Here is a 23,021-nt window from a genome sequence, read left to right as displayed (position 1 = left end):
CGAGCCATCGGGCCCGTTACTCAAACTTCGCCAGCAGGTCGCCATAAAACTCCGCCACGCCAGTGCCATCCCCACCATCCTCCGCGAGTTTCTCGACGATGAGTTCCGGCGTCGAACGCGCCAGCGTGTCCTTCCGGGGCGTCCGATCGACCTGTAACTCGCCGTCTACCAGTCCCAGCGCCTGGATGCCGTCGACGCCGATGTCCTGGTCGGCCGTCTCGCGGATCTCCCGGGCGAGGTGGGAGACGAACACGGCCGTCTGGTCGCGCTCGGCCAGCGCCTCGAGGATGCCGGCCATGATCTTCGCGCTCGCGCCAGGTTCGGTGATGCTCTCCAGTTCGTCGACCAGCACGAGCGTCTCCCCCTCGCTTGCGGCGTCAGTGACCAGTTCGCCGAAGGAGCGCAACGTGCTCTCGAAGGCCCCGGCGTCGAGTGTCCCCTGGGTCTTGGCGTGGTAGTGGAGGGCGTCGATCCGCCCGACGCGGGCCCGTTCGGCGGGCACCGGCAGCCCCATGTGCGCGAGGATGACAATCAGCGCGAGCAGGTCCAGCGTGGAGGTCTTCCCGCCGCTGTTGACCCCCGAGAGGAGGCGAACGCCGTCGACCGCGTAATCGACCGGTTCCACGTCCTCGAAGTCCACGTCGAGTAGCGGCGATCGCCCGCCCTCGATCGTGATTCCATCGCCACCGATGTCGGGCATTGAGGCGTCGAAATCGGCAGCCAAGCGGGCGATGGCGAGTTCGACGTCGAGTTCGAGTGCGGCGTCGACGAGCGCTTCGGCTGGTTCGCGCATCGACGCCAGGTCGTCGGCCAGTTCCCGCTTGAGCCGCTCGGCCCGCCGATCGCGGGCGGTCGTGAGCTCCTCCCGGAGCCGGGAGACGACGCTTTCCTCACGCTCGACCGGAAACGTGGGTTCGTCCGGGAACGCCCGCTTCGCAATGTCAGCGACGTCCCGCAGATCCAGTGTGTCGATCACGTGCTCGCGGGCCGCTTCGACGGCGTCGTCGTATTCGTCGGCCAGTTCCCTCGAAAGCACCTCGTCGACGCCCGCACCGCGCTCGACCAGCGAGAGCAGGTCCGCCCCCTCGATGGTGACGTCCTGCGCTTCGATCGCTTCCCGGAGGCGGTCGTTGGCGACCGATTCGGCCTCGCTCACGGCGGCGTCGAGGTCGTCGACAGCCGTCTGAAGCCGCCGGAGTTCGTCGTCGCCAGTCGGCATCCCTTCCGCATCGAGTCGATCCAGCGCGGCTTCGAGCGTGTCGAGGTCACAAGATGCGTCGAGAGCAACCGTCCGGTGGACGGCGATCGCAGCGAGGATGCGGTCGCGGTTGTGTGCGAAAAAGGCGAGCGGACGCTCGGGCACGACTGACGCCGGATCGTCGAGTGCATCCGGTTCGACGCGGACGTCTCCCTCGACGTCAACACCGGCGAAGGAATCGTCGAGCGCTACGACTGTCGCATAGCCGCGGGCGAGTTCCGCCAGATCACGGCTATCCTCGACGACTTCGACGCTCAACTCCGGGATCGCCTCGCGGGCTTGCGCGTAGGTCTCGCCGTCTGTCGTCGCGAGACATCGATCACGAACTCGGACGTCGCCCGGTCTTTCGAGCGGTTCGACGTCGTCGAGTACCCCGAGGACGGCTTCGTCGGGATCGCGCTCCATCGCACGTTCGCTCAGGGCGCGGACTTCCGCGATACGTGAGTCGCTGGCGCTTGGATACAGCGTTTCGAGCCGTGCAGCCGCGTAGTCGGTCACTGTGCGGGCTTCGAGCAAGTCCAGCACAGACTGGTATAGTTCCCGGGCGCGCGCCGTCGCCAGGAACTCGCCCGCGTCGCCGTGGCGCTCGCGGATCGCCGCGCGGACGATCCGGGCGGCACGACCCTGACTGATGCCGGGTGCCCGCGCGACGGCCGCGACGTCGCCGTTCTCGATCGCCGCCGCTGGATCGTCGAGTTCGGCAAGCGATGCGGCGGTCTTCTCGCCGACGCCGGGGATCGCCGTCAGGTCCATCTATCGATGTCTCGATGCCCCGTGAGAAAAAACCTCACGTCCTGCCCGATCGCCCAGTCACTCCCCAAGTAGTGATGGAGAACAACGGTCTCGATTCCGGCCACGGCTCGTCCGATAGTTCTGTGTCCGCCGGGAACTATCGTTCGCAGGTGTCGATGCCAAGCGGCCGATAGAGCATGCACTGGCGGGTCAGCCCCGTCCCGAGCATGACTGCCCCGGCGACCAGCGCGATCGCGCCGACGATCGTTCCCAGACTGGACAGCGGGCCGGCGAAGACGGCAGCCCCGACGATCCCGAGGACGATACCGATCGCAATGCGGACGCTTCGATCCAGTGAGCCGACGTTTGGTTCCATTGTACCCATACGTTCGGCGGCTGACCATTTACCTGTTGTGGACACCATTGGCAATACTGCAAAAACTAACCCGTCCCAGCAGGCGATCACCCGGGAACGTACCGACTTACTCGACGATGTTGACGCCGATGAACTCGAAGCGGGTGCCGCCTGTCTCGGCGTCGGTCGCCGTCACGGTCCAGCCGTGGGCTTCGGCAATCTGGCGGACGATCGTGAGCCCGAAGCCGGTGCCCCGCTCCTGGGTCGTATACCCGGGCTCGAAGACGCGCTCGCGATCCGCCGGGTCGATCCCCTGTCCGTCGTCCTCGATGTAAAACCCGCCCTCGAGTCGGCCGATCCGGATCGTGGCCTGGTTGCCGGCGTGTTCGATCGTGTTCCGGAAGAGGTTCTCGAAGACGTGCTGGAGGCGGTCACGATCGGCCCAGATCGCGAACTCATCGACGATCTCGAGGGTGGCCTCGCCCGTCGCCACCGCGCCCCAGCACTGCCCGACGACGTCGGCAACGTGAACGGGTTCGGTCTCGCCGACAGTCTCGCCCTGACGGGCGAGCGTAAGCGTATCCTCGATGATCGCCTCCATCCGGCCGAGCGCCCGATCGATCGGTTTGAGGTGCTCGTGGTCTTCGTCACACTCCTCTGCGGCGAGCGTGAGTCGGCTCTGGGCGACGTTCAGGGGGTTTCGCAGATCATGGGAGATAACGCCCGCGAACTCCGCGAGCCGATCGACCTCCCGCTCGAGCTGTCGTTCTCGCTCCTTGCGGTCGGTGATGTCCCGGGCAACACTCAAAATCGCCTCCTCGCCGAAGTACGTCACCAGACTCGACGTGATCTCGACAGGGATTTGCTCGCCGGCCTTCGTGATGTGGACGGCCTCGAAGGTCAGCTCCCCCTCTTCGAGGATCGTTTCGATCCGCTCGTCGATCGAGTCCGCGTGTTCGCTGGCGTCGATATCCCAGGGCGTCATCCCGAGGAGTTCACCCTCGTCGTATCCGAGCCGCTCACGGGCTGTCTCGTTGACGGCGAGAAACTGACCGTCGAAATCGTGAACGAAAACGGCGTCGTTGATCCCGTGGAACAGGCCCTCGAAAGTGTCTCTGGTTTCCCGACGCTCGCGCTCGCGTGCCCGCTGTTCGGTGACCTCCCGCAACGCGGCGACGGCACCCTCCACCGTGTCGTCGTCAGCCACGAGCGGGAAGTACCGGACGTCGAACGTGCGATCGTCGCCGTCCGGGCCGGGACGCGTGGTCTCGTAGGCCAGCGATTCGCCGGCCAGCGCCCGGTCGACGGCGGGCTTGATCGCTTCGAAAGTTTCGGTCCCGTAGACGTCGGCGATCGTCAGTTCAGCCGGGATCTCCTCGCCCAGGCCGTGGAATCGCCGGTAGTTTCGGTTGGCCAACTCGTAGGTGTACTCCCGGTCGACGACTGCGAGTTGATTGGTCGAACTCTCGACGGTCTGTTCGTACCGGCGGAGCCGGCGTTCGGTCTCCTCGCGCTCGGTGATGTCCGATCCCGAGACGAGCAGTTCCGTGACGTTCCCCGCGTCGTCCCGAAGGCCAGTGACGTGCCACTTGATGCATCGAATCTCGCCGTCGTCGGTCCGGACCGTATTCTCGTGGATGTCGACAGACTCGTTTCCCTGAACGGCCCCAAGCAAAGCGTCCAGATCGACATCACTACCCGCAGGGACGACTGTCTCGAACCAGTCTGCTCCAAGCAGGGCCGACCGATCGTATCCGAGTACCTGACACCCACGGTCGTTGATGCGCTGGATGACCCCGTCAGCGTCGAGGACGACCATGATCGTGGCCGCCTTCTCGAAGGCTTTTCGAGCGATCGCGTCACCCGTTTCCATTACCCTATCTAGGGTCCAGATATGCTTAATTCTGCCTTCCGCCGGTATACTTGCGAGCCCGTGACAAGCCACACGTCAAGCCGACGATGTGCCCGCTCCAGTCAGGGGCGAGGTGAGAGATCAACCCCTGTAGCCAGTAGTTCGTGCGAGCGCAGCGCGTCGTCGTGATCGGCGACGACCTGCTGGATCATGACCTCCTCGACGCCGACCCGGTCCGACAGCTGTTCGAGCAACCCGGACAGCGTTTCGGGACTCCCGGAGATGGCCCGCGGCCACTCGCCAGGGTCGAGGGTGGCCGGTGTCGGGTCCGGGACGCCGCCGAGTTCGTCGATCGCTTCCTCAATTGAGGGCGTCGAGCCGACGACCCCGCGTGCCATCCGCTGGAAGGACGCCTCGGCCACCGCCCGCTTGCGCGCCGCTTGCGCGTCGGTCTCGGCGGCGATGGCGTTGACGGCGACCATCCCTTCCGGTTCGTCGAGGCCGCCGTCGCTGTCGGCGGGCTCGAAGTGCTCGCGATAGGTCTCGAAGGCCTGGGTCGCGAAGCCCGGGCGGATGAACGCCGCGAAACAGTACCGCAAGCCGAGTTGCCCGGCGACTTTCGCACTGGACGGGCTCGATCCGAGCACCCACGGGACCGGCGGCTCCTCGCCGGAGCGGGGGATTTTCAGGTCGCTGTAGGCGTGGTCGTCGGGAAATGCGTCGTAGAGGTGGGCAACGACGGACTCGATCTTCTCGCGGTGCTCGGCGTCGGGGTTCTCGACCCGGCGCTCGGTCCCGAGGGCGCGATCGGCAGCCGGCGAGCCGTTGGCCCGTCCGAGTCCGGCGTCGATTCGGCCCGGCGCGAGGCCGTCGAGCGCGCCGAAAACCTCGGCGACTTTGTAGGGGCTGTAGTGATTGAGCAGGACGGCTCCCGAGCCAAGCCGGATCGAGTCGGTCTCGGCCGCGAGATGGCCGAGCAGTACCTCGGGCGTGGTTCCGGCGAGGGTGTCGCCCATGGCGTGGTGTTCTGCGACCCAGACCCGCGAGTAGCCGAGTTCCTCGGCCTGTTTCGCGGCGGTGACGGTGTTCGCGTAGGCATCGGTCGCGGTGCCGCCCTCGGGGACCGGCGAGAGATCGACCAGCGAGAGATCCATAGTGGAAGGCGGGGACGCCGGGGGGTAACCGTTGGGCTCCCGGCAGTTTCGTGGCCGGGGGCTGTCCCGTCGCCCCGCCCTGGGTAGTGTGTCGTTTCGCAGGGATCGCCTGGAACAGCCAGAATGCCCCGATGCGGTCGGCTCGGTGCGCCGGTCGCGCGCTTCGCTCTCTCGGACGACAGTGCTTGCCCGTTCGCGCCGTCGCCGAGCGCGAGGTCGGCGAGCCGGCCTCGAATGGTCGCGGCGGTTGCACCGCCGCGCACGCCTCGCCCCTTTCAGTCCTGCCCATGCCGGCTGACCAACCGGCCTTGGGGGGCTTTCTGGCTGTTCCCAACCGTGACTCGATTAACCAAAGACCACCCCCACCATGGGACAACGGGCTTTTGCGCGTCCATTTCCTACTACGGCCCGATGGAATCCACCCAGCGGTCCGTCGAGGACAAACGCGGGGCGGCCCGCGCCGACCTGGCCGAGCGCGACGGCGTCCTCGTGGCCTTCTCGGGCGGGGTCGATTCGAGCGTCGTCGCCGCGATCGCCGAAGACGCACTCGGCGCGGACGCGGTCGCCTGCACCGCCAGAAGCGAGACGCTCCCCGAGGCCGAACTGCAGGAGGCCAAGCGTGTCGCCGAGGAGATCGGCATCCGTCACGATATCGTGGAGTTCTCCGAACTCGAAAGCGAGGCGTTCATCGAAAACGACGGCGACCGGTGCTATCACTGCCGGTCGATGCGCCTCTCCGCGATGTACGACCGGGCCAAGGAGCTCGGCATCGAGACAGTCTGTGACGGGACGAACGCCGCCGACCCCGGCGAGGGACACCGCCCCGGATTGCAGGCCGTCGAGGAACTCGACGCCGTCTCCCCCTTGCTCGAACACGACATCACGAAGGAGGAAGTCCGGGAGATCGCGCGTCACTACGACCTCTCCGTGGCCGAGAAGCCCTCGATGGCGTGTCTCTCCTCGCGCATCCCGACCGGCCTGGAAGTCACCGAGGAGAAACTCACGCGGATCGAGGAGGCCGAACGCGTCCTCCGGACGTGGGGCTTCGAGCAGTTCCGCGTCCGCGATCACGACGGCATCGCCCGGATCGAGGTTGGCGAGGAGGAACTCGAAGCGGCGCTCGATCCGGAGTTCGTTGCCGCGGCGCGCGAGCACATCGGCGATCTGGGATTCGAGCACGTCACGCTCGACCTGGAGGGGTATCGGACGGGGAGTGTGAGTCCTAGCGAGGACGAGCGAAGCGAGCCCTCGGAATGAGCGAGCGGCGAAGCCGCGAGCAGCGAGGGCGAGGCCGACCGAAGGGAGGTCTCGAAAAATGCGAGCGGGGAGGAACGACCCGCGAGCAGCGAGGGCGAGGCCGACCGAAGGGAGGTCTCGAAAAATGCGAGCGGGGAGGAACGACCCGCGAGCAGCGAGGGCGACGTACTCCCGGTGTGTGTCGGAAACTGCACGCAAACCGTGGCCGGGTTTACTGCCCACCAGTCACGGCATGAGTGAGATGAGTGACTTCTTCACGAGTCTCCGCCCCTCTTCCGTCAGTTCTCCCTTCGTCTGTCCGTTAATCGTCCCCGGTGGGATCGTGTACAGCGCCCACGGCATCAGATAGGACGTATCGGTAAAGGAGATGTCCCTGAGATGTTCGTCTTCGAGTTCGGGTGTCGTTTGCTGATACTTGCCGGCGCTCGTCCCGACACACATCACCGTACAGTCAGTCGCACTGAACGGGTGTGTCTCGTGAGCGAGGACGATGATCGGTCGCTTCGGATGAGCTCCCGTCGGGTCCTGTGCCCAACACACGTCTCCTGCTGATAGTTTACTCATCGCTGTCGCCGATCTCGTCTTCTAACGCCGCAAGTTCGGCATCAAGTTCCTCGTCAGTGCGGTCTTCAGCGATCTGTTTCTCGGGTTCTTCCGGCGTGGCGTCCGCATCGCGGTGGTGACCGAACAGTCGATGTGCCTGCTCAAGGCTAGAGACATACCGTCGAATGTCATCTCGTTCGCCCAGGGCGTGGTAGTAGCCGTCGTCGGTTTTCCCGACGTAATCGTCGTCGTACAGCCGTTTGAGGGTCGTCGTGGCAGTCCCGCGGGGGATGTCGAGGGCCTCCGTGATGTCCTTCGGGGAATATCCCCACTCGGGGTTTCGATAGAGGTACGCGACGATATCCGACTTCGTTGTCCCTGGCCGAAGGGTAAGGTCGGAATCGTGATCGTTGAGGAGGACCGGCATATTGTAATCAAATGTAGTCAATTGTAGTATAAGAGTATTTCGGTCAGTTCACACGGTAACTGGCCTGACCGGGACGCGAAAACATCGCTCACAATCGTCGGACAGTTGCGTGACGGTTGGCCAACCGACTGCAGTCGATCACCGCTCGAGGGGCAGACGCTGGCCCTCCTCCGGCCGAACGAAGCGCCAGATCGCGAGGGTCATCTCGAAGGCGACGATCAACCCGCCGGCGAGCGCGGCCGCCTCGATCGGCGCGAGCGCGATTTCACCCGCGCGATCGAGCAGGAACGGCTCCGGACTCGCGAAGTAGCCAACGACAATTGAGAGGAGCCAGACCGGTGCACGGAACCGAAGTACCGAGATACGACCGGTAAACAGTGCCAGTTTGACCCGCCCCATTGGCAGATACTGCCGCAGGAGCACCGTCAAGACCTCGTAGACGGCAATGAGTGCGCCACCGACGACGAGCGGCGTTATCCCGACCAGACCGTTGCTCTCGATGAAGCCAGTGACGAATCCGGGGAGTTGGTCGTAATAGCCCGCCGGAAGCGGGGCGTCACTGGCGAGGTAGCCGGTGACCACCGCGAGCAGCCAGGCGTAGGGTCGGCGAGCCGACACTGCATCCGGAGCGGGGACCAGCCCTTCGCTGCCGGTCCAGGACAACAGGAGGAGCGTCCCCTCGAACAGCGCGATCATCGTCGCCGCGACGATGAACGGGGCCATCCCGGTCGGGTCAGGATTGAAGATGAACGCGATCCCGCCGAAGGCCGCCCAGAACAGCAACCGGCGGTCGGCCAGCCACTGCCGGGAGGTCACACCCATCATGATCGCGAGCATGATGAACAGTGGAATCTGGAAGATGGCGGCGAAAAAGCCCATCATCAGGACCATAATGTCGAAGGTCTCTGTCAAGCCAAAGGCGATGTCCGCCGCGCTCTCGGAGTAATACAGGAAATACGTGAAGATCGCGGGGAGGACAAGCAGGTAGGCAAAGGCCAGCCCGACCGTGGCGAGCACGAGACTCGTTGGCACAGCAGCGAGATAGTACCGACGCTCACGGGGGAACAGACCGGGGCGCATGAACAGGTACGTCTCGTAAACAAACGCCGGAAGCGCGACGACGAACCCGGCCAGCGTCGCCACCTTGAATCGCGCGAGGATCGTCGCAAGCGGATTGTACACCCGTGGACAGGCCGGCCTGATCGTCGCGCCCGTATTAGTCACGACCGAACCCGTCGTCGGACACTGTTCGAAGGTTCCCGGCAGGAACGAATACCAGATGGTGTTGATGATCTGCTCGCCGAAGGGAAAGACCACGGCGCTGACGCCAGCCATCAACACGAGCACGACGCCGAGCCGGCGGACCATCTCCTCGATGTGATCGGCCAGCGGCATTTCCTCGTCATCCGGGGCTGTGCTTTCGGCCGTCGTCTCGGTGGGATCAGAGTCGAAGGTCTCCCGTGGCGGCTCCTGACGGGACGGTTCGTCTTCGATCCCGACCGGCTCGGTCGGCCCAGCCGCGATATCCCCGGGATCCGTAGCTGGGTCGTTGTCTTGGTCTGTCGTGTCGCCGTCTGCTGTCGCCTCGCGTTGTTGGCTCGAATCGCTGTCACTCTCGCCATCGGAAACTGCCTCACCAGCGCTGCTGGAGCGATCACCGCGATCGGCCGCGGTGGCGTCAGTGTCCTCGACGGTTGCAGGTTCGGCTTGGTCCGAGTCGGTCCCATCGGGGACAGGACCGTCCGTCGACTCGTCGGATTGATCGTCTGGTTCCGCTGGACTTCCGGTATCGTCGTCCCGGGTGTCGCCCGAATCGACGGCGGTATCCCTCGAGGTGTCGGCAGCATCATGGCCGCCATTCGGAGCGTCGTCCTCGTCGTCAGGACTGTCGCCGTCGGTCATCGTTTCGGCGAGTTTGCACCCCCCTATTGTAAGCCTTCTTTTCGTGTCCGCAGAACGGAGTCACACCGGCAGACCGATACGTCGATGAATAAATTGATAACGGCGAGTTCGTTAGTCCCCCGAACGAAGATGTCCGGAGCGATCGACGACGGTACACGTCGCACACTTGCGAGTGGTCGAGAAACGTTGGGAGCGATGCTTCGGTCTGCACAGCAGGATATCCAGAAGGTCTTTATCGCGTTCGTCTTCGGACTCGTGGGGTCGATCTGGATACTGCAGACGTACGTGTGGGACCGACTCAAAGCGGATTTGTTCGCGGGCATGACTGATGAAGTCCGCGAGGGAACCAACGTCGTCGTCGTTTCCCCGTTCGATGTCATTCTATTGCAGGTGAAGATTGGGCTCATCGTCGGCGCACTGTTTTCAGTTCCGTTGTTCCTGTATTTCTCGCGTGACGCGCTCAGACGGCGGGGCTGGTTGCCACAGGCCCCGATTGCCCGCTGGAAGCTCGTGCTGCTGGTGATGGCCACGCTAGTGCTGTTTGTCGGTGGGGTCGCATACTCCTATACCGTCTTCTTTCCGATCATGTTCAGCTTTCTGGCGTCAAACGCGATCAAGGCCGGATTCGTCCCGACGTATCACATCGTCAAGTGGGTCGAGTTTATCTTCCTGCTGGCGCTTTCGTTTGGCATCGCAGCCCAGCTCCCGCTGGTGATGAGTACGCTCGCGTACGCCGAGATTGTCCCCTACGAGACGTTCAGGGACCGCTGGAAGCACGCCGTGTTGGGCCTCTATGCGGCAGGGGCGATGTTTACGCCACCGGAACCGTTGACACAATTGATGTGGGCGACGCCGCTGGTCGCGCTCTATGCCGTCAGTCTGCGGATCACGAAACTCGTCGTCGGTGCCAAACGATCACGCGGGCAGGTCAACGTGACGGCCACGCTCCGTGAGCGGTGGAACGTTCTCGCTGGGGCGGCGATCGCGTCCTTTGCGGTTGTCTATGGCTTCTTCGCTGCGGGCGGCGTAAGTGTGATCAACGAGGGGCTCGCAATCGCTCCTGGCAACCTCGGACCGGTCCCGACGATCGGAACCGCCCTGGGACTCCCGGAGTCGTACGCAGCGGCACTGGTCGCGGCCACTCTTGCAGTGCCCGTGGTCGCTTGGGTCGGGTATCGATCGGTCGCCAAGCAAGTACAGCAGGAGGCCGGCATCGCGATGGCGACGATGGGAGATCCAACCGAGATCGATCTTACAAACCTCGACCGGGCCGGGATCGAGGCCGCGCCACCGGAAGCGTTTGAAGCGCTCGAAGAGCACGAGGCGCTCAGCTACATCAACCAGGCCTTAGAGAACGGCAACAACGAGAAGGCCGAACTCATCCTCGAACGGTTCGACGAGGCCAACGAGCGTGCCCAACAGGAGGAAAACGCGGACGAAGCTGACGAAGAGAGCTCGGACGACTCGGGAATCGTCTCGGGTACGGCAACGGGAGTCGTCGACGCGTTCACCGAAGACGAAACGACCGAAGACGATATCGGCGGGTACTACTACGATCTGCGGTTCATTCTGGAGTCACTCACCTCGAAGATGTTCGTCCTCGTTGCCGTCTTCATGGCGGTGTTTATCGCAGCGTTCGGGGCACTCTATATGGGTGGCATCAACTACATCCGAAAGGACTTCCTCCGGCGACTCCCGGCCGATATGATCGCTCAGGGAGATATCGCCGTGTTGCATCCCGTCGAGCACCTCGTGTTCGAACTCAAGGTCAGCACACTGCTTGGCGTGGTGGCCATTCTCCCGTTGGTCTGCTATTACGTCTGGCCGGCCCTGAAAGACCGCGAGTGGGTGACCGGTGACCGACGGACGCTCCTGGTCTGGGGCGGGTCACTCGTTGTCGGCATCGGCCTGGGAAGTTACATCGGGTATAGCTTCATCGCACCCAGAGTCATGTCGTGGCTCGCCGCCGACGCGATCGATGCACACATGGTCGTCAAGTATCGGGTCAATACCTTCGGGTGGTTGCTGGTGTTCACCACTGTGGGGATCGGCCTGCTCGCCGAGATTCCGGTCACGATGCTGCTGTTTCACCGTGGCGGCCTCGTCTCGTATCAGACTATGGCCGCCCGATGGCGCGTGGTCGTCCTGGCGCTGTTCGCGCTGGCAATGGTGGTCACCCCCGGCGGGATGTTCTCGCTACTGTTGGTTGCGATTCCGGCATCGCTTTCGTATCTCCTGGGGCTGGGCATCCTCTGGCTGTATACATTCGGCGGGAGACGAAAGGGGCCGCTGACCCCAGCGACGACCTGACTGGCAAACCCGTTTCGGCCGAGAAGAGCCACCGAGACCAGCGGCGGTCAGAATACTCGCCGGAACGACGTCATCTGAGTATCAGACGACAAACAGCAGTTCGAACGTCCCGAAGGAAGCGATCGTCGCGAGGGCGGGGACCAGATTCTGCATGAGCAGGACCCGTGCGGTCGTCGATGGATCGAAGAGGTCCGACTCGGCGGGAGATTCCTGCATAGGTTCATCCCCGATCGGCTCCGGGTCGTGTTCGTCCTCGATCAGCTCCGGTTTCCCCACCGTCGGGGCGTCGTCGTCCGCAGCCAGCGCCCCGACCGACACCGGTGGGGTTTCGTCGCCGACGACGGCGTCCTCAATCTTGACCACGCGGGTCGCCCGACCCCACCCCAGACCGACGATGTTCACCGTCGCGATCACGACGAAACTCGCCGGGACGCCGGCGGCCGATAGCGCGATCACGATCGTCGAGCTGACGACAGCGACGACGATCGCCGCGGTCAGCGGCAGATCGGTGATGTCGTTGCCAAGCGTCTCCATGGTCCGGCGAGCGATCGTGAAGGCCCCGACGGCGACGGCCGCACAGCCGAGAAGGATAGCGGGGTTCATCTTGAGCTCGTTCGAACCCACCAGCGGCGCGATCGCGTTGGCGATGTTGCTCGTCCCGGAACTGAAGGCCATCAGGCACCCGATCGCGACAAGGACCACCGTCCCGACGATCTCGCGACGGGACGTGTTCGGGCCGGGAGCGGGTCGGGGGAGCCCACCCTCACGGTCGAGCGTCAACAGTGGTCCCTCGGACTGATCGATCGCGATGAGTCGTCGCAGGTGCGTATAGAAGTATCGGCCGATGACCGCAGAGATCCAGAAGCCGATCACCGGTGAGACGATCCACCAGGAGACGATCTCGCCCACGACGGTGAGATCGAGCGTCCCGGAGGCGATGCCGAGCCCCGCGATCGCGCCGACGGCAGTCATCGACGTCGAGGCGGGCGCACCCGAGAGGTTGCCGATCAACAGCGCCCCGCCGATGAAAAACAGGACAGTGATACTGACCGGCAGGCTGAAGATCGTCGGATCGGTGACGAGTTCCGTCCCGAGCGTGTCGACGACCTCCCGGCCGATCGTCCACGCGCCGACGAAGAAACTAACGGACATCAGCGCGGCCGCGCCGACCTTGCCGATCGCGCCCGCGCCGACCGCGGGACCGAAGGCTGGGCCGGTCGTCGCGCCGCCGATGTTGTACGCGACGAACGCGGTGATGACGATCCCGACGACGAGAAGTGCTTCGACCATCTGTCTACCTGAAACGTGGCCGCTCTGTCAGTAGATACTGTCGGTTCTCGTATCAAACTCACGGTCGCCAACACCCCCGGTTCGCGGGCGACCGCTCACTCGGTCCGCGGCGGGGCTTCGCCGAGATGTCCCTCCACGAACGCAGCGAAGTCCTCGGCGAAGGCCTCGACCTCGTCCCAGTCAGTGTACTCGTAGTCCCGCGAGGTGTCCGTATCCCCCGTTGCCCGCTTTGCGATCTGCTTCATCAACAACCGCTTGAGGAACCCGTACTTCGAGTACCGCAATGCGCCGCCGAACAGGCCGACGCGGTCCGGATGAAACGCCGTCGAGTCCTCGAAGTCCTCGACGTAGCCCGCAGCCTCGGCACGCCGGTCCGGGTCGTCGGTGGCGGATGATAGCGACACCTGGAAGAACCCCGTCGGACGACCGGCGAGCGCCTCGCGGTTTTCGCGGACGAACCCCTCGATGCTTGACTGGTGACTCCCCATGTGGATCGACGACCCGATCACGACGGCACCGTAGCCGGTCGGGTCGAGGTCGTTCTCAGCCACGTTCCGGACGGGCGCGCGGTGGCCACGTTCGGTGAGCCGGTCGCCGATCCGTTCGGCGATCGTCTCGGTCTGGCCCTCGCTGGTGCCGTAGCACACGAGAATCGTTGCCATAGGAGACCTACGACTGCGGCGGGTAAATAGATATCTGAGTGACGAGTGTCGCGAGCGAACCGCGAGGCTAAAGTATTCTTGAGAGAAGTCCCCAGTATGCCCAAGATAAGCGTCGAAGTACCGGCAGAACTCCTGGCGGACTTAGACGATCACGTCGGCGAGGACGGCAAGTTCGTCAACCGTTCGGAGGCGATCCGGGCCTCGATCCGGAAGACGCTGGATCTACTCGACGAAATCGACGAGCGCCAGGGGAGGCAGACGGATGAGCGCTGAGCGATCCGCACCGCCGTTGCCGCTCGCCCGCCTCGGGCTGATCGCGGTCTTCGTGACCGCGCTGATCACCTCCCAGGTGACCGCAAGCAAGCTCGTCGGCATCGAGATCCCGTTCTCGCTCCCGCTCAGGGGGTCGACGCTGATCGTCCCGGCGGCCGCCTTCGCCTACGCGGTGACCTTTTTCGCATCGGACTGCTACGCCGAACTGTACGGCCGCAGCGAGGCGACCAAGCTGGTCAACGTCGCCTTCGCGATGAACTTCGTCCTGCTTGGGCTGGTATGGCTCGCGATCGAAGCACCCATCTTTGTCGGCTCGCCCGTCGACCAGTCACCGTTCGCCAGCGTGCTGGGGTCGAGTACGGGCGTCGTCGCCGGGAGCATGCTCGCCTACCTCGTCAGCCAGAACCTCGACGTCTTCACGTTCCACTGGCTTCGGGACCGCACCGACGGCCGACTCCTGTGGCTGCGCAACGTCGGGTCGACGGCGACGAGCCAGTTCGTCGACACGGTCATCTTCATCACCGTCGCCTTCATCCTCTTCAAGGGGATACCACTGGGTGACGCCGCCGGGTTGATCGTCGGTCAGTACCTCGTCAAAATCGGCGTCGCGGTGTTCGACACGCCGTTCGTCTACGCGGTCGTCCATTTCGTCCGGGACCGCGAGGTGGGGCCGAACGTCGTCCCGAGCGACTGATCACTTTCACGGCATCTACGAGTAGGCGTCGTCGAATTCGCGTTCGCGCCGCATCAGCTCCTCGACGCCATACTCGAGGATGCCACGACCCATCGCTGTCGGTCGATAGTAGGTGAAAAATCCCTTGCTATCGGCAGTTCGTCGCTTCCGTTTGTCGACGAGTCCGACGTCGACCAGTTGCTCGAGGTGGTAGTGGAAATTCCCGGGCTCGGCTTCGACCGTCGACTTGAGGTCGGTGGCACTCAGTTCGTCATTAGCGACAAGTGCGCGCACGATTCGAAACCGCGTCTGGTGGCCGATCGCCTGTTGCATCGCGAGGTACTCCTCGAGCGTCAATCCGCTCTCTTCCGGCAGCGGGGGCTCCGGCTGACGAACCTCGTCTGTCTGGTGGCGATCAGTCTCTGACATTTGGAACTGTCTCAGTTCAGTAATCGGATGCCACATACTTAGTCGTTCTTGACTAGAGAGTTCTTGAAAAGACGAAGATTTATATACCATCATTAAGTAATTTCAACACGAATGCGACAGCGGATTATCGAGAACCTTCCTCGTGCTGTCGGCGACTCGGACTCCCTCGCCCCGGTCAGGAGAGAGCGGTTTCTCGTCTATCTGATGGGGCCATACCGAACGTTCGAGGTCGATTCGTTGCTACCGTCTGACGCCGACGTCAAAACTGATGCCCCATCGTTTGCCACGTGGGACCAAGACAGTGGTAAATACGCCGAAGACGAAGTCCTGCGGCTCCTAGAAGAAACGAGAGACTGCCTGCGCGAACGTGGCTTCAACGCGTTTCTGGCTATTGACGTCGGGATCCCGCTCGATGAAATGGATGCAGCGAGTCAGAGTATCGCCTTTGCACGGGCAAGCAATGCAATAGTGTTTATCGCCCCACAGGTCGGTGACAACCTCGGTGTCGGCATCGAGATCGGGAGTGTTCTCGAAGATTTGTTATCGACAGATGATATGTACGGACCTGCAACAGATGCGATTCCACCGGAGCGAACGCGACGGATCATGGTCGCGACCGAACCATCAGTGCGGAGTGCGATGCTTGGATCCGTGCACGCTCGCTGGGACACCAGCGTCCGAACGTTTACTGACGGTATCGACTGTTGTCGACTCTGTGCACAGTTTTGCACCCACATCCAAAACGAGGAACTCCACGGCTCGCTTGATCGTCTCGACTGAATGTGTGACTACCGAATTGTCGCCCGGGACGGATCTGACTCCGGTTGACGTGGTATCGACACCGCTGAAAAAACGGACCTGACGCTACCCGTCGATCACTCGTTGACGATCGCCGTCTCGTAGTCGCCCGCCGACCCGGAAACACCGGCCGCACAGACCGCGTGTTCGAACTCGTGGTCGTAGAGTTCTCGCGCCGCGCCCGCGGCGTCACTCGCCCCGAGCTCGAACGGGACCGGGTCGTCACGCTCGTAGGTCGCCACGAGCGTCGGCTCCTCGACGGCCTCAACCACCAGCGCGTCCCGACGGACGATCCCGATGGCTGCGCCGGCCTCGCCAGCAGTGGGATCGTCCTCGCTAACGCCGACGATGCCGGCGATCCGGGGCGTGTCGTAGTCGTCCTTCTCGAAGTCCAGCGCTTTCAGGGGCTCGGCCAGCGCGTCCCGGGCCGGCGTTCCAAGGGCGAGTTTCTCGGCGATGGGATCGACATGACTGCCGTTGCCGATCACCGCGCCGCGGTCGGTCAGCCGGACCGCGTTGTAGGAGATGTAGGGGTTATCCGTCTCGGGGGCCTCGGCCGTCGGCGCGACGGTGATCGTCCCGTCGCGATCGACGGCCTTGCGGTTGGGAAACGAACGGGAGGAGACGCGATACGCGCCGACCTCCGGGGCCACGACGACGAATCGTCCGACGTACATGTTCCCTCCTGAGACGCAGACCGGAAAGTAGGTGTCGGTTCCGCGATCGACAGCATCGGACTCGGTGGCGTTATCCGCTCTGAGTTCCTCTCCAGTGGCAATGACGACTGGTCTGGACAGCGAGATCGTCGGGACCGAGGCCGCCGCCGAGCGCCGCGACGAGGTGGTCGCCGAAGTCACCGAACACGCCGGCCGGATCGCCCGCGAACTCGCCCGGCTGCAGGGTGGCGACTACGGCCAGGCGGACTTCGAGACGGAGGCGGGGACCTGGACACTCAAATACGAGGCCGGCGACGTCCAGTACCTCCGCTTCGACGGTCGGGGGGCGGACGTCTACGTCGTCTCGACCCAGCAACCGCCCGAGCCGGACGCCCTCGCAACGGCGATGGCGGATTACGACGCGTTCGTGGCGGCGTTCAACGACCACGTCCGCTCGCTCGCGGGCGTGCTCGACGACGTGAACAGCGACTTCCCCGCCATCGAATCGGTCGATAGCGTGGTCGCGGAACGCGAACGGATCCTCGGCCAGATGCGCGAGGCGACCGACGCTATGGCGCGCCAGCTCCAGCGCTACGAGGGCGGCGACTACGGGACGTTTTCGGCACGCGTGACAGACAACGGTGGCTCCGGCGGATCGAGACGCAGTAGTTCCGGCTCCGGGGGCTCACGCTGGGAACTCAAGTGGGAGGACGGCCGGACCAGTTACCTCCGGGTCGGCGGCGAAGGCGGGATCTATCTCCTCTCACAGTATCAGCCCCCCTCGGCGCATGACCTGCGCGCTCACGCCCCGAACTTCGCCGGTTTCGTCGCGGCGTTCAACCAGGAGGTCACCGCCGAATCCGACTCGCTCGAAGAGGTCTCCTTATAACTCGTTTGCGGTAAAGCCGACGGACTCGAGATCGCTTTCCGCATAGACGAGTCGCCGTCCGGCGATCTCGACGGTTAGCCGAACGTCAGGGCGATCGTGTTGGCCGCCACGGGCATCGATAGTTACGTTCCGTTTCATGACAGTACATGGTAGGCGGTACCATCGGATGCCATCTCTGTCGAATTATTCCGGACTTTATAAGCAAGGCGCCGGTGGCCTCGAAACCCGATTACTCGCTGTCAGTCGTCTCGGCAGATGCGTCCGCGGCGACGAGACTTGCAACGACGTGACCCAGCGCCCGGCGGAGTCGGACGGACATCGTCGACTCGGAGACGTCGAAGCGGTCGGCGAGTTCGGCAAGTGAGGTCTCGCGTGGGACCTCGAAGTAGCCGGCGTCGTATGCAGTGTGGAGGATGTCGAATGCGTCGCGTTCGACGGGCACGGCCATCTCGCCGACCGGATCGCTCGCCTCGAAGACGCGGGCGAGTCGGCAGTCGATGTCCTGCTCGGCACAGAACGCCAGAAATTCGCGAATCGAGCCGCGGTCGGTCGTTCGAATACGGACGCGCCAGCCGTCCGCGGTCGAACGGAGGTCGAGCAGTTCGTCGCCGAAACTGGCGACGTGTTCGGTCAGCACCGGCACCTCCGGCGCGATCGTAAGCCGGTACGTCCGCCGGTCGCCGTAGGCAGCGAAGACCTCGCTGTTGGCGACGGTCGGATCCGCCGCGAGGACCTCCTCGAACGCGTCGAAGTCCGCAGCCAGGACGGTCACGTGAAACCAGGTCGTCCCCTCGTGGGAGACGGGCAGCCGTTCGGCATAGACGGTGACGTCGTAGTCGCTCGCGAGCGTCGGGCCGAGCACAACCCGTGGGGAGGTGACGTCGAGTTCCGCGATGATCGTCTGGCGGTCCACACGGCTGTATAAGACAGGGACAAGCATCTGCATTTCGCCCGGACTTTTTATGGGACAACGCAAGGAAGGGGCGTATGACGAGTCGGGAAGACTGTATCCGCGCGATCCAGGACGCGGCAGAGCGTCTGGGGGCATCACCGACGAAAGCCGAGTACGAGGCGCTCGGACTGACGCCGTCGGCCTCTACCATTCTTCGGGTTGTCGGTGGGTGGAACGAGGCGAAAGAAGCGGCAGGTCTCCAGACGTATGCGCAAGGAGAAAATGGGGGAATTGACGTCCAACCCAAGCCGGACTGGGTCGAACTACCAGCTGAGAAAGACTGGAAAGAACTGTCCGGAAACATGCGATGGTACTACAAAAATCGAGAGCGAGACATCGCCAAGAAGGACCGCCGGCGTGCGAGACGTCGCGGGTGGTTACACGACTATAAAGCCGAACACTGTCGCTGCAAACGTTGTGGCGAAGGAAATCCGGCTGCGCTCGATTTTCACCACGTAAACGCAGACGAGAAAACACTCGGCGTTTCGAAGATGGTCGCCAACGGATACGCGAAACAGAAAATCAAAGACGAAATCGATAGCTGTCAAGTGCTGTGTGCAAACTGTCATCGGAAAGAACATTATGAAGTACCCGAGCATGCGGAGTTAACGGTCGAGAATGAATAACAGGGCCACACGAAAGCGACAGGGTTTAGTTGTGGAACCGCGACGCTTCGAATGCACGGAGTCCATTAGGGTAGTGGCCAATCCTGCGAGCTTCTGGGGCTCGCGACCCTGGTTCGAATCCAGGATGGACTACTTCTGCGACGAACAGACGTCCTGAGCAGGCGGCACCCACCACGGCAGCATTGCCGGTGACGGACTGGTGGAGGTGGTCGTTACACCACCAATTGTAAGTTCAAAAGTATTTTTCGGCGGTGCAATGCCAGCAAGACCCCCCAAAATCACGGATCGAATCCGCCGACCCGGAGCAATCGTGTAACACGGGGCGTCTGTTCACTGAATCGCCATACGGCGAGCCATTATCAGATGATGATACTGGAGTGAGACGGTAATTACACGGGCTGAAAAAGCCTGTCGACCCCAAAACGATCCGTCCCGATTTTTATACCCTGTCGTGTATCCTATCACTGTATGGATTTGAAATCCCTACTCGACGACGACACAGGCGTATCGCCAGTAATTGGGGTCATCCTGATGGTGGCGATCACCGTGATCCTGGCCGCGGTGATCGCGACCTTCGTGATGAACATGGGGCCGAACGAAGAGACAGCACCCACCGCGAGCTGGGACGTCACGAACGAATCCAGCCATATTCTGATCGACCACACGGGCGGTGGTGGTGCCGAAGCGAGTAAACTGAGTGTTGTCGTGAGCTACGACGGTCTTTCAAGTCCGTCGCAAGAAACTTTCGAGCTCACAGGTAGCAATGGCTTCGGGAGTGATGTGACACTCAATGCATCGAGTTCGTTCCGGATCTACAACACCTCGGACGCATGGAATAGTGGCCTTAGTGGAACGATCACCCCGTATGCTGAGATGGATTCAGCAGGTAGCTCGGCCGATTACAAAACCGCTAACGTCGCATCCGTCGAACTCATCTGGGAGGCTGAGAACTCCGACACCTCCGAAGTCCTCACGACCTGGGAGCCCTAAACCATGGATCTAAAGGGCTACCTCTTCGACGACGATCGCGGTGTCTCGCCGGTCATCGGCGTGATCCTGATGGTGGCGATCACCGTGATTCTGGCCGCGGTGATCGCGACGTTCGTGATGAACATGGGGCCGAACGAGGAAACAGCACCGACGACGAACTGGGACGTGACTGGTGATACGTCCTCATCAGGAGCAGACGTTGTGACGTTCACCCACGACGGCGGTGGTGGAGCTGACGGTGCGAAATTGTACTTCGTGATTGATGGCGCAACGAACGTGGAATCCAACGACGGAGACAGCACTGATACAGACAAATTGAAAAGTGAATACACGTGGGAAACACTAAGTGGTGGAACCACGGACGTCTCCGCCAGCAACTCGGTTGAAATTAGCCCGTCGAATTCGAATTTGGAAGCCACAGATGGCAACAGTCTTAGCAACCTCGATCTCGACGACGCTTCGATCGATCTCGTGTGGCGCGCTTCGAACTCCGACACCTCCGAGATCCTGACGAGCTGGGAACCCTGACGTAGCGCCGTAGCATCTATCTTCTCGCGGTATTTTCTCACACACCCCTAACCAGTAGCATCCCATACCGCGTAGCCGCGCCTCCCGCAGGCACAACCGCGCGAGTGCGCGAACACGTACAGCACTACGGGCGGACAGACACGCATCGTGAGCCAGCCGTGGTTCCCTTCCGTGCGTGCGCAGAACCGAGGACCCACGTCACATTCCGGCTGCATCCCAGGCGTCGGCCGCTTCGGAGACGCAGTGGCGGTTCCCGTCAACGAGTGGCTGGCCATCAGGACAGCCACGGCTGAAAGTTCAGCAAAAGGGGAAAGGGGATGCCGGGAAAGGGGGTAAACCCGGCGTCGATAATCGGTGTGCAACGGGTTCGGGGGGCGAACCCGTTGGCGACACCGTACATGGAGATCCAGACAGCTCCGGGACCTCTCCTGGCCGGGGACGGGGGCGTCCCGGCCCATTTCGACAGTGCACGGAAAGGCCTGTTAAACGAGTGGATTGTTTTGGGGCGTCGATGGCCTGTAAGCGCTTTTCACCCTCTGACAACGCCCGTCACTCGGCAATCCGCGGATCGCACACGCAGGACGACATCGCTTGGCGCGGATCGCAAGACCACCAGCGGAGAGACACCAAACAGCCGCCGGATGACGGCCACCTGTGCAGTTCGTCCCGGCGGACAGGCCGATCCCCACTGGCCGATCCGGGTAGTTGAACCCGTCCTGTCACACGAACATATAAAGGGCCACTATATAATGGCATGGTATCAATTAACGCGCCCGCATAACGGGGTCGTGATGTACCTCAATATCGAACAAGCCCTCGAAGACGTGTCATATCCGGCGAAGTGTGCGGACGTCGTCGAGCATTGCGGGGATCACGTACTGGCGTTGCAGACCGGCAAGGAGACGGTCGGCGAGGCCATCGATCGGTGTGAGGCCGGAACGCTCCGGAGCCAGCGGGAGGCACGCCAGACGGTGCTGTCGTCGGTCAGCGAGGGGGCGATCGGCCGGAAGTACTACAGCGATCGTGACCCACCGCTCCCGGACGCCGAGTGGTACGAGCCAGTGTCGCTGTAGCGCGATCGATCCCGGACGCGGTCCGACGGGGGGAAGAGTGGGGGCGGGCACGTCGCCGGAAGAGTTGAGGCCGACCATTGAAACGTGGCGGACCCATCCAGTCAGGTGATGAGGGTGCTGGCTGATTGGCCCGCTGTGACGGCCCCGGATAGCGGTGCTGGGCAGCGCGACGACGGATGGCAGTTACCCGGACACCGCCTATGACCGAGCGGACGCGTCTCGCGGTCGTCGTCTGGGCGGTACTGGTCTCGCAGGTGTTGCTCTATCCCGGCCTGGAGGAGGTCGTCCGCGCTTTAGGGGGTGGTAGCTCCATCCTGGCCCGGACGTGGTTTCTGGTCGCCGAGTTCGGCGCGTTCGTCACCGTCGCGGTCGTGTGGGGCCTGGCGAGCGACGCCATCGGCCGACGGACGCCGCTGGTCGTCGCCGGCGCTGCGGGCGGCGCGGCCAGCTACCTCGCCGTGGCGTTCGCCCCGGACTTCGGCGTGGCTTTCGGCGGTGTGCTGGCGCTACGGGTCCTCGGCGGTGCGTTCACCATCGGCGCATTCTCGCTGTCGATCACGAAGTTGATGGACCTCACGGGCGGCCACGGGCGGAACATGGGGGCTGCCGGTGCCGCGATCGGGTTCGGTGCGGCGCTGGGATCGACCACTGGCGGCTTGCTGTCCACGGTTGACCCGCTGGGCCCACTGTACGCCGGTGCGGCCGTCCTGGGCGGCGCAGCGCTGCTCGCGGCGACGGTCCCGGATCGGACGCCCGAGGGTAGCATCGAACTCGCACCGCTTCTCGATCGGCTACGCGGTCGGCCGGCGCTGTTCGTGCCCTACGCGTTCGGGTTCATCGATCGCCTGACGGCCGGCTTCTTCGCGCTCACTGGCGTCGCGTACTTCACCGATGCCTTCGACGTTGGGCCGGCAGTGGCAGGCGTGACGCTGGCGCTGTTCTTCCTGCCCTTCGCGGCCCTGCAGTACCACATGGGACAGTTCTCGGATCGAGTCGGTCGGTTTGTCCCGGTGGTCGTCGGGTCGCTTCTTTACGGCGTCACGATCATCGCCGTCGGCCTCGCGCCGGTGTTCGTCCTCGCGGCGGCGTTGATGGTCGTCGTCGGCGTCTGCGGGGCGGCGGTCGCCCCGGCGACGATGGCGCTCGTGACTGACCTGGTCCCGGCGAGCGAGCGCGGCGCGGCCATGGGCGGGTTCAACGTCTTCGGCAGCCTCGGCATGCTCTCGGGCTTTCTCGTCGGCGGCGTCGTCACCGATCGCTACGGCTTTCTCGCGGCGTTCCTGACCGCCGGCGGACTCGAGATCGCGATCGCGCTGGTGGCGGCGAGAAGCGTCTATCGGATGGCTGACGGACAGCCGTGGGCCGCGGACGCTTGAGTCGGGGCCAGCCAAT

At 63.4% G+C, this 23,021-nt stretch carries 24 protein-coding genes and 1 tRNA gene; 12 read left to right on the top strand and 13 right to left on the bottom strand.

Features of this window, described 5'->3' with window-relative positions; genetic code table 11:
• Positions 1–16: 16 nt before the first annotated feature.
• From SVXhr_RS02975 to SVXhr_RS02960, 4 genes are all read right to left on the bottom strand, one after another.
• Complete coding sequence (locus SVXhr_RS02975; RefSeq protein WP_275739294.1) at positions 17–2,011, bottom strand: helix-hairpin-helix domain-containing protein; 1,995 nt, start codon at positions 2,009–2,011, stop codon at positions 17–19.
• Between the two features lie 136 nt (positions 2,012–2,147).
• Complete coding sequence (locus SVXhr_RS02970; protein WP_345799499.1) at positions 2,148–2,375, bottom strand: DUF2892 domain-containing protein; 228 nt, start codon at positions 2,373–2,375, stop codon at positions 2,148–2,150.
• A gap of 97 nt (positions 2,376–2,472) precedes the next feature.
• A complete protein-coding gene (locus tag SVXhr_RS02965; protein ID WP_275739290.1) occupies positions 2,473–4,218 on the bottom strand; it encodes a PAS domain S-box protein in 1,746 nt (581 codons plus the stop codon).
• Positions 4,219–4,319: 101 nt separating this feature from the next.
• Positions 4,320–5,351 carry an LLM class flavin-dependent oxidoreductase gene (locus SVXhr_RS02960; RefSeq protein ID WP_275739288.1) on the bottom strand — a complete coding sequence of 344 codons (1,032 nt, stop codon included), beginning with the start codon at positions 5,349–5,351 and terminating at the stop codon, positions 4,320–4,322.
• 411 nt (positions 5,352–5,762) lie between these two features.
• On the opposite strand from SVXhr_RS02960, the gene larE reads away from it, so the two are divergent.
• The gene (gene larE, locus SVXhr_RS02955) at positions 5,763–6,608 is read left to right on the top strand and encodes an ATP-dependent sacrificial sulfur transferase LarE (RefSeq protein WP_275739286.1); all 846 of its coding nucleotides are present in this window, start codon (positions 5,763–5,765) and stop codon (positions 6,606–6,608) included.
• Positions 6,609–6,833: 225 nt separating this feature from the next.
• On the opposite strand, the gene SVXhr_RS02950 is transcribed toward larE, so the two are convergent.
• The 3 genes from SVXhr_RS02950 to SVXhr_RS02940 all read right to left on the bottom strand — a co-directional run bounded on the left by SVXhr_RS02950 (position 6,834) and on the right by SVXhr_RS02940 (position 9,480).
• A complete protein-coding gene (locus SVXhr_RS02950; RefSeq protein WP_275739284.1) occupies positions 6,834–7,172 on the bottom strand; it encodes a hypothetical protein in 339 nt (112 codons plus the stop codon).
• On the bottom strand, positions 7,165–7,578 hold the full coding sequence (locus SVXhr_RS02945) for a MarR family winged helix-turn-helix transcriptional regulator (RefSeq protein ID WP_275739282.1): 414 nt from the start codon (positions 7,576–7,578) through the stop codon (positions 7,165–7,167). Before SVXhr_RS02945 ends, SVXhr_RS02950 begins: the two co-directional genes overlap by 8 nt.
• A 138-nt stretch (positions 7,579–7,716) precedes the next feature.
• Entirely contained in the window at positions 7,717–9,480 is a 1,764-nt protein-coding gene (locus SVXhr_RS02940) for a twin-arginine translocase subunit TatC (RefSeq protein ID WP_275739280.1), read from the bottom strand.
• A 129-nt stretch (positions 9,481–9,609) separates the two neighbouring features.
• Here SVXhr_RS02940 and SVXhr_RS02935 point away from each other — a divergent pair, with 129 nt between their 5' ends.
• On the top strand, positions 9,610–11,790 hold the full coding sequence (locus SVXhr_RS02935) for a twin-arginine translocase subunit TatC (protein ID WP_275739278.1): 2,181 nt from the start codon (positions 9,610–9,612) through the stop codon (positions 11,788–11,790).
• Between the two features lie 81 nt (positions 11,791–11,871).
• On the opposite strand, the gene SVXhr_RS02930 is transcribed toward SVXhr_RS02935, so the two are convergent.
• Positions 11,872–13,080 (bottom strand): inorganic phosphate transporter, encoded by a 1,209-nt coding sequence (locus SVXhr_RS02930; RefSeq protein WP_275739276.1) that lies wholly within the window; start codon positions 13,078–13,080, stop codon positions 11,872–11,874.
• 95 nt (positions 13,081–13,175) lie between these two features.
• On the bottom strand, positions 13,176–13,742 hold the full coding sequence (locus SVXhr_RS02925) for a flavodoxin domain-containing protein (protein ID WP_275739274.1): 567 nt from the start codon (positions 13,740–13,742) through the stop codon (positions 13,176–13,178).
• Between the two features lie 96 nt (positions 13,743–13,838).
• Here SVXhr_RS02925 and SVXhr_RS02920 point away from each other — a divergent pair, with 96 nt between their 5' ends.
• Both SVXhr_RS02920 and SVXhr_RS02915 read left to right on the top strand, forming a co-directional pair.
• Positions 13,839–14,015 (top strand): ribbon-helix-helix domain-containing protein, encoded by a 177-nt coding sequence (locus tag SVXhr_RS02920; protein ID WP_275739272.1) that lies wholly within the window; start codon positions 13,839–13,841, stop codon positions 14,013–14,015.
• Positions 14,005–14,709, top strand: coding sequence for a queuosine precursor transporter (locus SVXhr_RS02915; RefSeq protein WP_275739270.1), 705 nt, complete (start codon positions 14,005–14,007; stop codon positions 14,707–14,709). Before SVXhr_RS02920 ends, SVXhr_RS02915 begins: the two co-directional genes overlap by 11 nt.
• A 15-nt stretch (positions 14,710–14,724) precedes the next feature.
• Here the strand turns inward: SVXhr_RS02915 and SVXhr_RS02910 are convergent, their stop codons facing one another.
• Complete coding sequence (locus tag SVXhr_RS02910) at positions 14,725–15,117, bottom strand: helix-turn-helix domain-containing protein (protein WP_275739268.1); 393 nt, start codon at positions 15,115–15,117, stop codon at positions 14,725–14,727.
• 111 nt (positions 15,118–15,228) lie between these two features.
• Here SVXhr_RS02910 and SVXhr_RS02905 point away from each other — a divergent pair, with 111 nt between their 5' ends.
• Complete coding sequence (locus SVXhr_RS02905) at positions 15,229–15,897, top strand: hypothetical protein (protein ID WP_275739266.1); 669 nt, start codon at positions 15,229–15,231, stop codon at positions 15,895–15,897.
• Positions 15,898–15,992: 95 nt separating this feature from the next.
• Here SVXhr_RS02905 and SVXhr_RS02900 read toward each other — a convergent pair whose 3' ends face one another.
• Positions 15,993–16,592, bottom strand: coding sequence for an IMP cyclohydrolase (locus SVXhr_RS02900; RefSeq protein WP_275739264.1), 600 nt, complete (start codon positions 16,590–16,592; stop codon positions 15,993–15,995).
• A gap of 100 nt (positions 16,593–16,692) precedes the next feature.
• Between SVXhr_RS02900 and SVXhr_RS02895 the strand changes: the two genes are divergently transcribed.
• Complete coding sequence (locus SVXhr_RS02895) at positions 16,693–17,460, top strand: hypothetical protein (protein WP_275739262.1); 768 nt, start codon at positions 16,693–16,695, stop codon at positions 17,458–17,460.
• Here SVXhr_RS02895 and SVXhr_RS02890 read toward each other — a convergent pair.
• Positions 17,455–17,598, bottom strand: coding sequence for a hypothetical protein (locus SVXhr_RS02890; protein WP_275739260.1), 144 nt, complete (start codon positions 17,596–17,598; stop codon positions 17,455–17,457). The two genes, SVXhr_RS02895 and SVXhr_RS02890, sit on opposite strands and share 6 nt — an antisense overlap.
• A 91-nt stretch (positions 17,599–17,689) precedes the next feature.
• On the bottom strand, positions 17,690–18,373 hold the full coding sequence (locus SVXhr_RS02885; RefSeq protein WP_275739259.1) for a helix-turn-helix domain-containing protein: 684 nt from the start codon (positions 18,371–18,373) through the stop codon (positions 17,690–17,692).
• Positions 18,374–18,447: 74 nt separating this feature from the next.
• Between SVXhr_RS02885 and SVXhr_RS02880 the strand changes: the two genes are divergently transcribed.
• The 6 genes from SVXhr_RS02880 to SVXhr_RS02855 all read left to right on the top strand — a co-directional run bounded on the left by SVXhr_RS02880 (position 18,448) and on the right by SVXhr_RS02855 (position 23,005).
• A complete protein-coding gene (locus SVXhr_RS02880) occupies positions 18,448–19,038 on the top strand; it encodes an HNH endonuclease (RefSeq protein WP_275739257.1) in 591 nt (196 codons plus the stop codon).
• 59 nt (positions 19,039–19,097) lie between these two features.
• A tRNA-Gln gene (locus SVXhr_RS02875) sits at positions 19,098–19,170 on the top strand.
• A gap of 336 nt (positions 19,171–19,506) precedes the next feature.
• Entirely contained in the window at positions 19,507–20,028 is a 522-nt protein-coding gene (locus tag SVXhr_RS02870) for a type IV pilin N-terminal domain-containing protein (RefSeq protein ID WP_275739255.1), read from the top strand.
• A gap of 3 nt (positions 20,029–20,031) precedes the next feature.
• Positions 20,032–20,556, top strand: a complete 525-nt coding sequence (locus SVXhr_RS02865) for a type IV pilin N-terminal domain-containing protein (protein ID WP_275739253.1) — start codon at positions 20,032–20,034, stop codon at positions 20,554–20,556.
• A gap of 791 nt (positions 20,557–21,347) precedes the next feature.
• Positions 21,348–21,629 carry a DUF2795 domain-containing protein gene (locus tag SVXhr_RS02860; protein WP_275739251.1) on the top strand — a complete coding sequence of 94 codons (282 nt, stop codon included), beginning with the start codon at positions 21,348–21,350 and terminating at the stop codon, positions 21,627–21,629.
• Positions 21,630–21,829: 200 nt separating this feature from the next.
• Positions 21,830–23,005, top strand: coding sequence for an MFS transporter (locus SVXhr_RS02855; RefSeq protein ID WP_275739249.1), 1,176 nt, complete (start codon positions 21,830–21,832; stop codon positions 23,003–23,005).
• The last annotated feature ends 16 nt before the right edge of the window (positions 23,006–23,021 follow it).

Source organism: Halorhabdus sp. SVX81 (genome assembly GCF_029207715.1).
In the GTDB taxonomy this organism is placed as follows: domain Archaea; phylum Halobacteriota; class Halobacteria; order Halobacteriales; family Haloarculaceae; genus Halorhabdus.
Note: the sequence above shows the minus strand (reverse complement) of the source record. Positions and strands in the feature narration are given on the sequence as shown.

Bases quoted from the DNA above. Each gene is read 5' to 3' on its own strand.
- SVXhr_RS02880 (WP_275739257.1), top strand. From the start codon at position 18,448: ATGACGAGTCGGGAAGACTGTATCCGCGCGATCCAGGACGCGGCAGAG.
- SVXhr_RS02860 (WP_275739251.1), top strand. From the start codon at position 21,348: ATGTACCTCAATATCGAACAAGCCCTCGAAGACGTGTCATATCCGGCG.
- SVXhr_RS02855 (WP_275739249.1), top strand. From the start codon at position 21,830: ATGACCGAGCGGACGCGTCTCGCGGTCGTCGTCTGGGCGGTACTGGTC.
- SVXhr_RS02865 (WP_275739253.1), top strand. From the start codon at position 20,032: ATGGATCTAAAGGGCTACCTCTTCGACGACGATCGCGGTGTCTCGCCG.
- SVXhr_RS02935 (WP_275739278.1), top strand. From the start codon at position 9,610: ATGTCCGGAGCGATCGACGACGGTACACGTCGCACACTTGCGAGTGGT.
- larE (WP_275739286.1), top strand. From the start codon at position 5,763: ATGGAATCCACCCAGCGGTCCGTCGAGGACAAACGCGGGGCGGCCCGC.
- SVXhr_RS02950 (WP_275739284.1), bottom strand. From the start codon at position 7,172: ATGAGTAAACTATCAGCAGGAGACGTGTGTTGGGCACAGGACCCGACG.
- SVXhr_RS02930 (WP_275739276.1), bottom strand. From the start codon at position 13,080: ATGGTCGAAGCACTTCTCGTCGTCGGGATCGTCATCACCGCGTTCGTC.
- SVXhr_RS02945 (WP_275739282.1), bottom strand. From the start codon at position 7,578: ATGCCGGTCCTCCTCAACGATCACGATTCCGACCTTACCCTTCGGCCA.
- SVXhr_RS02900 (WP_275739264.1), bottom strand. From the start codon at position 16,592: ATGTACGTCGGACGATTCGTCGTCGTGGCCCCGGAGGTCGGCGCGTAT.
- SVXhr_RS02970 (WP_345799499.1), bottom strand. From the start codon at position 2,375: ATGGGTACAATGGAACCAAACGTCGGCTCACTGGATCGAAGCGTCCGC.
- SVXhr_RS02960 (WP_275739288.1), bottom strand. From the start codon at position 5,351: ATGGATCTCTCGCTGGTCGATCTCTCGCCGGTCCCCGAGGGCGGCACC.
- SVXhr_RS02940 (WP_275739280.1), bottom strand. From the start codon at position 9,480: ATGACCGACGGCGACAGTCCTGACGACGAGGACGACGCTCCGAATGGC.
- SVXhr_RS02920 (WP_275739272.1), top strand. From the start codon at position 13,839: ATGCCCAAGATAAGCGTCGAAGTACCGGCAGAACTCCTGGCGGACTTA.
- SVXhr_RS02915 (WP_275739270.1), top strand. From the start codon at position 14,005: ATGAGCGCTGAGCGATCCGCACCGCCGTTGCCGCTCGCCCGCCTCGGG.
- SVXhr_RS02910 (WP_275739268.1), bottom strand. From the start codon at position 15,117: ATGTCAGAGACTGATCGCCACCAGACAGACGAGGTTCGTCAGCCGGAG.
- SVXhr_RS02925 (WP_275739274.1), bottom strand. From the start codon at position 13,742: ATGGCAACGATTCTCGTGTGCTACGGCACCAGCGAGGGCCAGACCGAG.
- SVXhr_RS02975 (WP_275739294.1), bottom strand. From the start codon at position 2,011: ATGGACCTGACGGCGATCCCCGGCGTCGGCGAGAAGACCGCCGCATCG.
- SVXhr_RS02890 (WP_275739260.1), bottom strand. From the start codon at position 17,598: ATGAAACGGAACGTAACTATCGATGCCCGTGGCGGCCAACACGATCGC.
- SVXhr_RS02965 (WP_275739290.1), bottom strand. From the start codon at position 4,218: ATGGAAACGGGTGACGCGATCGCTCGAAAAGCCTTCGAGAAGGCGGCC.
- SVXhr_RS02895 (WP_275739262.1), top strand. From the start codon at position 16,693: ATGACGACTGGTCTGGACAGCGAGATCGTCGGGACCGAGGCCGCCGCC.
- SVXhr_RS02870 (WP_275739255.1), top strand. From the start codon at position 19,507: ATGGATTTGAAATCCCTACTCGACGACGACACAGGCGTATCGCCAGTA.
- SVXhr_RS02905 (WP_275739266.1), top strand. From the start codon at position 15,229: ATGCGACAGCGGATTATCGAGAACCTTCCTCGTGCTGTCGGCGACTCG.